We start from the raw sequence: 11,364 nt of genomic DNA, 5'->3' as shown, positions 1-11,364 counted from the left end.
GATGGCGTTGGACGCATGCAGCAGGCCACAACCCACTTGTTTGGAGGCGAAAGCGGCGAGCCCCGCCCATTGGAAGCGGTTGTCGTAAAGCCAGAGCCTTGCGTAGGCCGCATTGATGGCGCGGTTACGTTCTTTTGGGTCCGCAATCAGTTTCCCGCCTGGTGCCACGATTTCTTCGGCTTCACTCTGATATGCGCGCCAAAGGTCCTCGCCGGTCAGTATTGGCACTATCGTCCTTCTGACCATTTCGCCGTTCCTTTCGACGATACGAGTCTCGCATTCTGAGAGGGGAATAGAGTGGGTGTTCAGCTTTGCTCTGTCGTACTCATGGTCTTTGAAACATGTGTTCATCGGGATCCCCAGCTAAATGCTTATCGCGCAGAAAGCCAAAGACTCAACACAAAGAAGTTAAGGGGAAATAGGACATTTCCGAGAGTCAGGTGGGAAAAGGATATTCGAGAGGATTTGTGGCTTTGAGTGCGGTGTAGGCCGTACCCGTTCTATGACGGGATTGGGCTTGATTGAGCGGCGATAACCCGTTGGAGCGAGGCTTGCCCGCGAATGATGCTACGCGGTGTGTCTGACTCTCCGCGTCGCGACGTTCGCGGGCAAGGCGGAACGCCGCCCGCCTGCTCCAACAGTTGCAACTATTTAAGCGCCGATCACGCCGCCATCTTCCCGGGTAATCACCATCACCGATGAGCGCGGTTTGCCGTCTGGCAGGTGTTCGGGGAAGGTTGAGCCGCCGTTTTCGCCGGGGTGCTGGATGCCGATGAACAGGGTTTTGTAGTCGGGCGCGAAGCTTATGCCGGTGACTTCGCAACCAATCGGGCCGACCATGAAGCGGCGGATCTCGCCGCTGTCGGGGTCGGCGCAGAGCATCTGGTTGTTACCCATGCCAGCAAAATCACCTTTGTTGGTGGAATCGCCGTCGGTCTGGATCCACAGGCGACCGGCCTGGTCGAAACTCAGGCCGTCCGGGCTGTTGAACATGTTTTGCGCATTGATATTGCCGGAGCCGCCTTGGGGTTTGCCGCTGTGGACGGTCGGATTGCCCGCGACCACGAACAGATCCCAGTCGAACTCCATGGCCGAGGCATTCCCCTCGCTTTCCGCCCAGCGCAGAATCTGCCCGTACTGGTTTTTCGCGCGCGGGTTCGGGCCGCCGACCGGTTGGCCATCGTCGCCGCGTTTGGCGTTGTTGGTCAGCGTGCAATAAACCTGACCGTCCTTGGGGCTGACCACGATCCATTCCGGGCGGTCCATGCGCGTGGCATTCACGACGCTGGCGGCCAGACGTGCATGAATCAGCACTTCAGCCTGATTGGCAAAACCTGCGGCAGCGTCCAGGCCGTTCTTGCCGTGGGTCAGTTCGATCCACTCGCCTTTGCCTTTCGGCCGGTCCGGATTGCCGTCGCCGTTATCGAAACGGGCGACATACAGCGTGCCGTGATCGAGCAGGTCGCGGTTGGCTTTCGGGTCTTTGTGATTGATCTTGTCGCGGCTGATGAATTTGTAGATGAACTCGCCGCGCTCGTCGTCGCCCATGTACACCACCGCGCGGCCGCCTTTGGTTTCGGCCAGGGCAGCGTTTTCGTGCTTGAAGCGGCCCAGCGCGGTGCGTTTGACCGGCGTGGATTTCGGATCGAACGGATCGATTTCCACGACCCAACCATGGCGGTTCAGCTCGTTGGGATTTTTCGCCAGGTCAAAACGCGGGTCGTGGTGGTGCCAGTTGATTTCTTTACTGGCGACGACCGCGCCGTAACGCTTGATGCCCGCATCGAATTTCTGCTCGGCGTCGCTGCTGCCGAAACAATCAGTGAAGTTTTCTTCGCAGGTCAGATAAGTGCCCCATGGCGTCTTGCCATTGGCGCAATTCTGGAACGTCCCGAGCACTTTTTTGCCGGTCTTGTCGGCACTGGTTTTCAGCCAGTCGTGCCCGGCAGCCGGGCCGCTCAGGTTGATCGGCGTGTTGCCGTGGATGCGGCGGTTGTATTTGGAGTCCTGCACGAACTGCCATTTGCCGTCCTTGTGCTGGACTTCAATGACCGACACGCCTTCGCTGGCCAACGCCTTGCGCACTTCCTCGGCGGATTGCGGGTCTTTGCCGTGATCGAACAGGTAGCGGTAATTGGTGTATTCGTTGTTGATCGCCATCAGCGCGCGGTCTGGCTTGCCCGGGATCGGGAACAGGCTCATGCCATCGTTGTTGTCGCCGAACTGCACTTCCTGCGCCTCGGCGCTGCCTTTGCCGCTGGCATCGAACGCCGGACCGCCGCTGTGCAGCGGTTGGCCCCAGCTGATCAGAACCGATGATTTATAGCCCGGTGGCAAGCTGATGCTGTCGGCGGTCGCGGCGGGGATGCTGTCGAAGCCCAGCAAGGTGCTGGAGGCAGCGCTGACACTGGCGGCGATGGTGCTGCGGCTGAGCAGGTTGCCGCCGAGGAACATCGCGGCGCCACACAAGGCGCCCGCGCTGATGAAGCCTCGACGAGTGAGGCCGACCATGTTTTCCAGATCGGTGGTTTGGTTTTCTTCTAATAATTTCATCATCACGGCTCCCAGCAGATGTGGCAGCTACCTTAGTCAGGGTATATGACGGAAATATGTCGCGAAGTTGACGCTCTGCGGCTAGAGCGGAGTGCCCAACAGAACCAGTGAAGGGGCAAATTGCGCCTGTACCTTGGCACCGACAGCCAACGCCAGCGCGGCAAGCTGCGCCGGCTCTGCCAATGAGCACAATGTCTGGCCGCTGGGCAGGGCGATGCGCACTTCGCTGGGGCCGTCCTTGGCGGCGAGAATCGCTTCGATTGTTCCGTGAAGGGAATTGTGTCCAGTTGTTGCTGGCTGGTCGGGGCCGAGCAAATCCAGCCATCCGGCTTTAATCAGCGCGACGACATCAGTGCCAATCGCCAGGTCCAGGCGCAGCGTGCTGTCGTGGGTGATCTGCGCATTGATGAACAGATCGCCAGCCAGACGCAGGCGCACCAGATCGTTATGACCGTGGGCGGTAATTTCTTCGATCCGGCCGAGCAGTTGATTGCGCGCGCTGGTGCGTAACGAGAGACGACTGAGCAGTTCCAGGTCAGTACTTTCTTCGGTGGCTTCCAGCACCTGGGCTTGCAAGGCTTGCAGGCGATGATAAAGGCGCAAGACACGCTCGCCTTCAGCCGAAAGTTTTGCCCCTCCGCCGCCACGCCCACCGACGCTGCGCTCGACCAATGGCTTCTGCGCCAGATTGTTCAGCTCATCGATGGCATCCCACGCCGCCTTGTAACTCAAACCCGCGCTCTTCGCCGCACGGGTAATCGAGCCTTGCTCGGCAATGTGCTGCAACAACGCGATGCGCTGCGGGCGATGGACCATGTGTTGGGTGAGCAGGGAAGGCAGGGGCATATGAGAGCCGCTTTTGTCGGGTGATGGCGGTGAGTGTAAGGCAAATCCATCACTCCCCCGGCTTCGGCGTTCGCGCCAGACAATAAACATCCACCCGCCGGGCTCCGGCCTTGGTCAACAATCGCGCGATGGCATCGGCGGTGGAGCCGGTGGTCAGCACGTCATCGATCAGCGCCACATGCCGTCCTTCAATTTGCCCCGCATTGACCAAGGCAAAAGCGCCACGCAGATTGCGCTTGCGGGCCTTCGCGTCCAGGCCTTGTTGCGCCGGAGTTTCCCGGGTGCGGATCAGCAAGCGGTCGTGTACCGGTAGCTGCAGTTGTTGGCCGAGCCAATCGGCGAGCATTGCGGCCTGGTTGTAGCCGCGCTGGCGCATTCGTTTGGTCGCGAGCGGCACCGGCAGCAGCAGGTCGGGTTTTGGTCGGCCTTCATCAAAGCGGTGTTGCAGGAATTGTCCGAGCAGTTCGCTCAGCAGGCGGCCCATGGGCCAGTTGCCCTGATGTTTGAAGCGCGTTACCAGGCTGTCCACGGGGAAGTCATAAAGCCATGGCGCCAGCACTTCCTCGAAAGCGGGCGGATGGTTGAAGCACTGCGCGCAGCTCAGATCGGCCATCGCCAGGGGCAGGGCGCAATGCCGACATTGGTCGCCGAGCCACGGCAGCTCGGCTTCGCAAGGCACGCAGATGGCAAAAAGTGCGTCAGTAGTTTCATCGCACAACAGACAGGATTGTTTGTTTTTTAACCAGATGTAAACCGAGTATTGGCTTTGTGGTTGACAGCGCATGGCTCTTCCTTAAATATGCCGAACATCCGTGTCGCGCCTGTGGACTTTAAGCGTTTGCATAATGCTGAGCTGCCGGTCGCCTGCTAAAAGAAAACCCCGAGGAGCCGCCCGATGAGCGCCAGCACCACCGCCACTTTGCGTCATGACTGGAATTTAGCCGAGGTTCGGGCGTTATTCGTACAGCCTTTCAATGACCTGCTGTTTCAGGCGCAAACCGTGCATCGCGCTCACTTTGACGCCAACCGCGTGCAAGTCTCGACCCTGCTGTCGATCAAGACTGGCGCCTGCCCGGAAGACTGCAAGTACTGCCCGCAGTCCGGGCACTACAACACCGGTCTTGAGAAAGAAAAGCTGCTCGAAGTGCAGAAGGTTCTCGAAGAAGCCGCGCGCGCCAAGGCCATCGGCTCGACGCGCTTCTGCATGGGCGCGGCCTGGAAGCATCCTTCGGCCAAAGACATGCCTTACGTGCTGGAGATGGTCAAAGGCGTGAAAGCCCTGGGTCTGGAAACCTGCATGACCCTGGGTCGTCTGGATCAGGATCAGACTGAAGCGCTGGCTTCGGCCGGTCTGGATTACTACAACCACAACCTCGACACGTCGCCGGATTTCTACACCAGCATCATCACTACTCGCACTTACAGCGAGCGCCTGCAAACCCTGGCCTACGTGCGTGATTCGGGCATGAAGATTTGCTCCGGCGGCATTCTCGGCATGGGCGAATCCCTCGACGACCGCGCCAATCTGTTGATCCAGCTGGCCAACCTGCCAGAGCACCCGGAATCGGTGCCGATCAACATGCTGGTCAAGGTCGCCGGTACGCCGCTGGAAAACGCCGAAGACATCGACCCGTTCGACTTCATCCGCATGCTTGCCGTGGCCCGCATCCTGATGCCGCAATCCCACGTGCGGCTGTCGGCGGGTCGCGAAGCCATGAACGAGCAGATGCAGGCGCTGGCGTTCTTCGCCGGGGCCAACTCGATTTTCTACGGCGACAAGCTGCTCACCACCGCCAACCCGCAAGCCGACAAGGACATGCTGTTGTTCTCGCGCCTGGGCATCCAGCCTGAAGCCCGCGAAGAACACGCTGACGAAGTGCATCAGGCCGCCATTGAACAGGCGCTGGTCGAACAGAAGAGCAGCGCGCAGTTTTATAACGCTGCGGTTTGATTCGCTGAAGCGGGCGATTGTGGGAGCGAGCTTGCTCGCGAAGAGGTTGGACATCCCACGCCTCTTCGCGCGCTGGAAAATTGTCTTCGCAAGCAAGCTTGCTCCCACAGAAATGTGCGACCGCCAATAGTTTCTGGCTCCATCCACCGCCCCCGAGGCCAGCATGTCCTTCGATCTTCTCGCTCGTCTCGCCGCCCGCCGCGCTGACAATCTCTATCGCCAGCGCCCGCTGCTGCAAAGCCCGCAAGGGCCGGAGGTGGTGGTGGATGGTCAGCCGCTGCTGGCGTTCTGCAATAACGATTATCTCGGCCTGGCCAATCATCCCGAAGTCATCGCCGCCTGGCAGGCCGGTGCAGAAAAATGGGGCGTCGGCGGCGGTTCTTCGCATCTGGTGATCGGCCACAGCGGCCCGCATCACGACCTTGAGCTGGCGTTGGCGGAAATGACCGGCCGCCCGCGGGCGCTGCTGTTTTCCAATGGCTACATGGCCAACCTCGGTGCCGTGACGGCGCTGGTCGGGCAGGGCGATACGGTGCTGGAAGACCGGCTCAATCATGCTTCGCTGCTTGACGCCGGTTTGCTCAGTGGCGCGCGGTTCTCCCGTTATCTGCATAACGACGCCGAAAGTCTGGCCTCGCGTCTGGAGAAAGCCAGTGGCGATACGCTGGTGGTCACCGATGGCGTGTTCAGCATGGACGGCGATCTGGCCGACTTACCCGCGCTGGCGCAAGCGGCGAAAGCCAAAGGCGCCTGGCTGATGGTCGACGACGCGCACGGCTTCGGCCCGCTAGGCGCCAATGGCGGCGGTATCGTCGAGCATTTCGGTTTGGGCATCGACGACGTGCCGGTATTGATCGGCACGCTGGGCAAGGCGTTCGGCACTGCCGGGGCGTTTGTTGCCGGCAGCGAAGAGCTGATCGAAACCCTGATTCAGTTCGCCCGGCCATATATTTACACCACCAGCCAGCCACCGGGATTGGCCTGCGCAACGCTGAAAAGCCTTGAACTGCTGCGCACCGAGCATTGGCGTCGCGAGCATCTGACGCGCTTGATCGCCCAATTCCGGCACGGTGCCGAACAGATCGGTCTGACCTTGCTGGACAGCTTCACGCCGATCCAGCCGATCCTGATTGGCGACGCCGGACGCGCCATGCGCCTGTCGCAGATGTTGCGTGACTGCGGCGTACTGGTGACAGCGATTCGGCCGCCCACCGTGCCCGCTGGCAGCGCGCGTTTGCGGGTCACGTTTTCCGCCGCGCACACGCAAGCCCAAGTGCAGCTATTGTTGAATGCATTGGCGCAGTGTTACCCGCTGCTGGATAAGCGCGATTCGGTGGAGCCACATCATGCGTGATCAGTTGATCCTGCTGCCCGGTTGGGGTTTGGGCATTTCGCCGTTGGAGCCATTGGCCGCTGCATTACGTGGGCTGGACGAGCATTTGCGCGTGGAAATCGAGCCATTGCCGGAGCTGGAAAGCAGCGACCCACGGGAATGGCTCGACGAACTGGACGCCAATCTGCCGGACAACGCCTGGCTCGGCGGCTGGTCGTTGGGCGGCATGTTGGCTGCCGAACTGGCGGCGCGGCGCGGTGAGCGTTGCTGCGGGCTGGTGACGTTGGCGAGCAATACCTGTTTCGTGACACGTGGCGCCTGGCCCAACGCTATGGCGGCCGGGGATTTCGACGCGTTCCTGGCCGGTTGCATCGACGATCCTGATGGCACGCTCAAGCGTTTCAGCTTGTTGTGCGCCCAGGGCGCTGAAGATCCGCGCGGCATTTCGCGCCTGCTCAAGGCGGGCGCGCCGCATGGTTCGACGGCGGCGCTGGTCCACGGGCTGCAATTGCTGGAGCAACTGGATACCCGCAGCGCCCTGCAAACCTTTCGCGGTCCGCAGCTGCATTTGTTTGCCGGGCTTGATGCATTCGTGCCCGCTGAAGCAGCGGGCGATTTGCTGGCGCTGTTGCCTGACATCGAAGTCGGCGTCATCGAGCAGGCCAGCCACGCCTTCCTCCTGGAAAATCCTCACGGTGTCGCGGCAGCGATCCAGGCGTTTTTACATGAGTCCGGTGATGACTGATTTATCCCATCCGAGGTTGCCGGGCGGTTTGCCTGACAAACGCCAGGTAGCCGCATCGTTTTCCCGCGCGGCGGGCAGTTACGACAGCGTCGCCCAGTTGCAGCGTGACGTCGGCGGCGAGCTGCTGTCGCGTTTGCCGCAGGATTTGCAGCCGCAACGCTGGCTGGACCTGGGCTGCGGCACCGGTTATTTCAGCCGCGTGCTGGGCGAAAAATTTCCCCAGGGGCACGGCGTGGCGCTGGATATCGCCGAAGGCATGTTGCGTCATGCGCAGCCTTTGGGTGGCGCCGAACATTTTGTCGCGGGCGACGCCGAGCGCTTGCCGTTGCGCGATGCCAGCTGCGAGCTGATTTTCTCCAGTCTGGCGGTGCAATGGTGCGCGGATTTTGCCGCAGTGCTCAGCGAAGCCAGACGTGTCTTGCAGCCTGGCGGCGTGTTCGCCTTCGCCAGCCTGTGTGTCGGCACGCTGTATGAGTTGCGTGACAGCTGGCAAACCGTCGACGGGCTGGTCCACGTCAATCGCTTCCGGCAATTGCAGGATTATCAGCAACTGTGCGCGTTGAGCGGGTTGCGCCTACGCTCACTGGAGGTGCAGCCGCACGTTCTGCATTATCCGGACGTGCGCAGCCTGACCCACGAGCTGAAAGCCCTGGGCGCACATAATCTCAATCCCGGCAGGCCGGGCGGTTTGACCGGACGGGCGCGGATACTGGCGCTGATCAACGCTTACGAGGGCTTCCGCCAGCCCGAAGGCTTGCCGGCGACGTATCAAGTGGTCTACACCGTGCTGGAAAAAAGCCGGTGAATTTTGGATACAGCAATTTACGATGCAGCAGAGGAAAGCCGAGATGAGCCGTGCGTACTTCATCGCGGGAACCGACACCGACGTGGGCAAAACCACTGTCGCCGCTGGCCTGTTGTACGCCGCGCGCCAGGCTGGATTGAGCACGGTGGCAGGCAAGCCGGTCGCCTCTGGCTGCGCGGTGACTGCCAATGGCTTGCGCAACGACGACGCGTTGGCCTTGCTGGCGCAATGCTCGGTAACCCTGACGTATGACGAGGTAAACCCCGTCGCCTTCGAGCCAGCCATCGCCCCGCATCTGGCGGCGCGGGAGGCGGGCGTGGCGCTGACGGTGCAAGGGCTGCTTAAGCCGATGCGTCTGTTACTGGCCCGCAACGCTGACTTCAGCCTGATCGAGGGTGCGGGCGGCTGGCGTGTGCCGTTGGCGGATCAGGCCAACCTGTCTGATCTGGCCGTCGCCCTGCAATTGCCGGTGATCCTGGTGGTTGGCGTGCGTTTGGGTTGCATTAATCACGCGCTGCTGAGCGCCGAGGCCATCGCTCAGGACGGGCTGCAACTGGCCGGCTGGGTCGCGAATATCGTCGACGCCAAGACTTCGCGCCTGGAAGAAAACCTCGCCACCCTCGCCGAACGCCTGCCCGCGCCCTGCCTGGGCCGCGTGCCACGTCTGAAGAAACCCAGCGCTGAGGCGGTGGCGGAGTATCTGCATCTGGAGTTGCTGGATTAGCGCAGGGCTTGTTGGAGCGAGGCTTGCCCGCGAAGAACGAAAACGCGGTGAGTCTGGTTCACTGAGGTGCCTGATTCGCGAGCAAGCTCGCTCCCACAGGGGTTGCATCCACCGCGCGGGGTTCATTTCAAATACCAGCCCCAAGGCTGTTCGCCGATGTACTCGGTGACTTGCTTGACCTCCAGGTAATTATCCAGACCCCATTGGCCCAGCTCGCGGCCGATGCCGCTGTGTTTCATGCCGCCCCAAGGCGCTTCGACGAAGGTCGGTTGTGAGCAGTTGACCCAGATGATCCCGGCGCGCAGCTGGTTGGCGACGCGGGTGGCGCGTTGCGGGTCGGCGCTCATGACGGCGGCGGCGAGGCCGAAGCGGCTGGCGTTGGCCATTTGCAGCGCTTGCTGCTCATCCTTGAAGCGTTTGATGCACAGCACCGGGCCAAAGATTTCTTCGCGCCAGACGATGCTGTTTTCCGCAGGCTCGTCAAAGATCGCTGGCTCCATGAAATAGCCTTGGGTCAGATGCGCCGGACGTTTGCCGCCGGTCAGCAGCTTCGCGCCGCTGGCCTGGCCCTGATCGATGAAACCCAGCACTTTTTCGTATTGGCTCTTGCTCACCAGCGGGCCGAGCAATACGCCCGGCTGCATGCCGGGGCCGATGGTGATCTTGCGCGTCTCTTCAACCAGTCTTTCGATGAGGCGCGGCGCGATGCTTTCCTGCACCAGCAAGCGTGACGTAGCGCTGCACACCTGGCCCTGATTCCAGAAAATCCCGAACAGAATCCATTCCACCGCCGCCTCGACATCCGCGTCATCAAACACGATGAACGCCGATTTGCCGCCCAGCTCCAGGCTGATGTTCTTGATGTCGCTGGCCGCTGCCGACATGATTTTCGCGCCGGTTGGCACGCTGCCGGTGAAGGCCAGTTTGTCGACGCCGGGATGCAACGTCAGCGGGCTGCCCGCGTCGCCGCCCAGCCCGGTGACCACGTTGAACACGCCAGCGGGCAAGCCGATGCGGTCGGCGGCGGCGGCCAGTTCCAGGGCGGTCAGCGGGGTCAGTTCCGACGGTTTCAACACCACCGTCGCGCCAGCGGCCAGCGCCGGAGCGACTTTCCAGGCGGCCATCAGCAGCGGGTAATTCCACGGAATGATCTGCCCGGCGACGCCAATTGGCTCAAGGCGCGTGCGACACCGAAAGCGCTCGTCCGGCAGCGTCAGCGGTTGATCCTGGCGACCGTCCAGCTCCCGCGCGAGCCCTGCGTAATAGCGAAAACAGCCAATCGCGTCGGTGATGTCCCATTGCGCTTCGGGCAGCGGCTTGCCGTTATCGCTGACCTCCAGCCGGGCGATGCTGTCCTGACTGTTTTGCAGCTCGTCCGCCAACGTTTCCAGCCACACCGCACGTTCGGCGCCGCTGCTCTGGCTCCAGCCACTGTCGAATGCCCGACGTGCCGCGCGCACCGCGTGGTCGATGTCTTCTTCGGTGCCTGCCGCGACCCGTTGCAACGTCTGTTCGGTCGCCGGATCAATGACATCCAGATAACCGCCGAGGTCCGGGCTGACCCACTCGCCGTTGATGTACAACTGATCACGCATGTGAGGCTCCTGTGCGGCGATTCTGCAAGTAACGGGAGGTGAACAGCAGGGCCAGCGAAACGCAGATGATCACGGTGGAAACCGCGTTGATCTCGGGCGTCACGCCCCGGCGGATCGAGGAGAAGATGTAGATCGGCAGCGTGGTTTCCGGGCCCGCGACAAAGAACGCGATGATGAAATCGTCAAAACTGAACGTGAACGCCAACAGGAAGCCGGCCATGATCGCCGGGGTGATTTGCGGCAAGGTCACGCGCCAGAAGGTTTCCAGCGGCGGCGCATACAAATCGGCGGAGGCTTCTTGCAGGGCCCTATCCAGCGAATCCACCCGGCTGCGGACGATGACCATGACCAGCGCCATGGTGAACAGCGAGTGCGCGGCGATGACCGTGAAAAAGCCCATGTTCAGGCGCGGCAAGCCCGGCATCAGGCTGGCGAGCAGCGGGTTCAGTACATCGAACAGGCTGATGAAGGCGATCAGCGTCGAGATGCCGATGACGATGCCGGGAATGATGATCGAGCAATAGGTCAGCACGTCGAACAGCAGGCGGACCTTGCGTCCGGCGCGTTGCAGGCCAAACACCGCCAGGGTTCCGAACAGCGTCGCCAGCACGGCCGAACTGGTGGCGATCATCGCGCTGTTGCCCAGGGCTTCCATGATGAACGGGTTGCTGAACGCACGGCCGAACCACTGCACCGAGCAGCATTCGAAGGCCAGCCCGCTGCGCCCGGCGTTGAAGCTGAATAACATGATCAGTGCAATCGGCGCGTACAGGAACAGATACAGCGAGGTGGAATAGCTGCGTAGCCACATG

Annotated in this window: 11 protein-coding genes; 5 read left to right on the top strand and 6 right to left on the bottom strand. The window is 61.6% G+C overall.

The window, feature by feature from the left end:
- The 4 genes from ACP7E4_RS28335 to ACP7E4_RS28320 all read right to left on the bottom strand — a co-directional run.
- Positions 1–351: DUF2515 family protein (locus ACP7E4_RS28335; protein ID WP_426119277.1), on the bottom strand; the 351-nt coding region annotated here is incomplete at its 3' end.
- A 300-nt stretch (positions 352–651) separates the two neighbouring features.
- Positions 652–2,553, bottom strand: coding sequence for a PhoX family protein (locus ACP7E4_RS28330; RefSeq protein WP_426119278.1), 1,902 nt, complete (start codon positions 2,551–2,553; stop codon positions 652–654).
- 81 nt (positions 2,554–2,634) lie between these two features.
- A complete protein-coding gene (locus tag ACP7E4_RS28325; RefSeq protein ID WP_426119276.1) occupies positions 2,635–3,399 on the bottom strand; it encodes a TOBE domain-containing protein in 765 nt (254 codons plus the stop codon).
- Between the two features lie 49 nt (positions 3,400–3,448).
- Complete coding sequence (locus ACP7E4_RS28320) at positions 3,449–4,183, bottom strand: ComF family protein (protein WP_426119275.1); 735 nt, start codon at positions 4,181–4,183, stop codon at positions 3,449–3,451.
- A gap of 111 nt (positions 4,184–4,294) precedes the next feature.
- Here ACP7E4_RS28320 and bioB point away from each other — a divergent pair, with 111 nt between their 5' ends.
- The 5 genes from bioB to bioD all read left to right on the top strand — a co-directional run bounded on the left by bioB (position 4,295) and on the right by bioD (position 8,957).
- On the top strand, positions 4,295–5,350 hold the full coding sequence (bioB, locus tag ACP7E4_RS28315) for a biotin synthase BioB (protein ID WP_426119274.1): 1,056 nt from the start codon (positions 4,295–4,297) through the stop codon (positions 5,348–5,350).
- A gap of 163 nt (positions 5,351–5,513) precedes the next feature.
- A complete protein-coding gene (gene bioF / locus ACP7E4_RS28310; RefSeq protein ID WP_426119273.1) occupies positions 5,514–6,704 on the top strand; it encodes an 8-amino-7-oxononanoate synthase in 1,191 nt (396 codons plus the stop codon).
- Complete coding sequence (locus ACP7E4_RS28305; protein ID WP_426119271.1) at positions 6,697–7,428, top strand: alpha/beta fold hydrolase; 732 nt, start codon at positions 6,697–6,699, stop codon at positions 7,426–7,428. Before bioF ends, ACP7E4_RS28305 begins: the two co-directional genes overlap by 8 nt.
- Complete coding sequence (gene bioC, locus ACP7E4_RS28300) at positions 7,421–8,233, top strand: malonyl-ACP O-methyltransferase BioC (RefSeq protein WP_426119269.1); 813 nt, start codon at positions 7,421–7,423, stop codon at positions 8,231–8,233. Before ACP7E4_RS28305 ends, bioC begins: the two co-directional genes overlap by 8 nt.
- A 43-nt stretch (positions 8,234–8,276) precedes the next feature.
- Complete coding sequence (bioD, locus tag ACP7E4_RS28295; protein ID WP_426119267.1) at positions 8,277–8,957, top strand: dethiobiotin synthase; 681 nt, start codon at positions 8,277–8,279, stop codon at positions 8,955–8,957.
- A gap of 122 nt (positions 8,958–9,079) precedes the next feature.
- On the opposite strand, the gene ACP7E4_RS28290 is transcribed toward bioD, so the two are convergent.
- Together ACP7E4_RS28290 and ACP7E4_RS28285 are read right to left on the bottom strand one after the other, a co-directional pair.
- The gene (locus ACP7E4_RS28290; RefSeq protein ID WP_426119265.1) at positions 9,080–10,552 is read right to left on the bottom strand and encodes an aldehyde dehydrogenase family protein; all 1,473 of its coding nucleotides are present in this window, start codon (positions 10,550–10,552) and stop codon (positions 9,080–9,082) included.
- Positions 10,545–11,363, bottom strand: a complete 819-nt coding sequence (locus tag ACP7E4_RS28285; RefSeq protein ID WP_426119263.1) for an ABC transporter permease — start codon at positions 11,361–11,363, stop codon at positions 10,545–10,547. The genes ACP7E4_RS28290 and ACP7E4_RS28285 overlap by 8 nt, the downstream gene beginning before the upstream one ends.
- Position 11,364: the final 1 nt, after the last annotated feature.

Source organism: Pseudomonas sp. DSP3-2-3 (assembly GCF_049898225.1).
Classification (GTDB): Bacteria; Pseudomonadota; Gammaproteobacteria; order Pseudomonadales; family Pseudomonadaceae; genus Aquipseudomonas.
The sequence above is the reverse complement of the archived record's forward strand: the minus strand, read 5'-3'. Positions and strand labels throughout refer to the sequence as shown.

Bases quoted from the DNA above. Each gene is read 5' to 3' on its own strand.
- ACP7E4_RS28330 (WP_426119278.1), bottom strand. From the start codon at position 2,553: ATGAAATTATTAGAAGAAAACCAAACCACCGATCTGGAAAACATGGTC.
- ACP7E4_RS28325 (WP_426119276.1), bottom strand. From the start codon at position 3,399: ATGCCCCTGCCTTCCCTGCTCACCCAACACATGGTCCATCGCCCGCAG.
- ACP7E4_RS28320 (WP_426119275.1), bottom strand. From the start codon at position 4,183: ATGCGCTGTCAACCACAAAGCCAATACTCGGTTTACATCTGGTTAAAA.
- bioB (WP_426119274.1), top strand. From the start codon at position 4,295: ATGAGCGCCAGCACCACCGCCACTTTGCGTCATGACTGGAATTTAGCC.
- bioF (WP_426119273.1), top strand. From the start codon at position 5,514: ATGTCCTTCGATCTTCTCGCTCGTCTCGCCGCCCGCCGCGCTGACAAT.
- ACP7E4_RS28305 (WP_426119271.1), top strand. From the start codon at position 6,697: ATGCGTGATCAGTTGATCCTGCTGCCCGGTTGGGGTTTGGGCATTTCG.
- bioC (WP_426119269.1), top strand. From the start codon at position 7,421: ATGACTGATTTATCCCATCCGAGGTTGCCGGGCGGTTTGCCTGACAAA.
- bioD (WP_426119267.1), top strand. From the start codon at position 8,277: ATGAGCCGTGCGTACTTCATCGCGGGAACCGACACCGACGTGGGCAAA.
- ACP7E4_RS28290 (WP_426119265.1), bottom strand. From the start codon at position 10,552: ATGCGTGATCAGTTGTACATCAACGGCGAGTGGGTCAGCCCGGACCTC.
- ACP7E4_RS28285 (WP_426119263.1), bottom strand. From the start codon at position 11,363: ATGTGGCTACGCAGCTATTCCACCTCGCTGTATCTGTTCCTGTACGCG.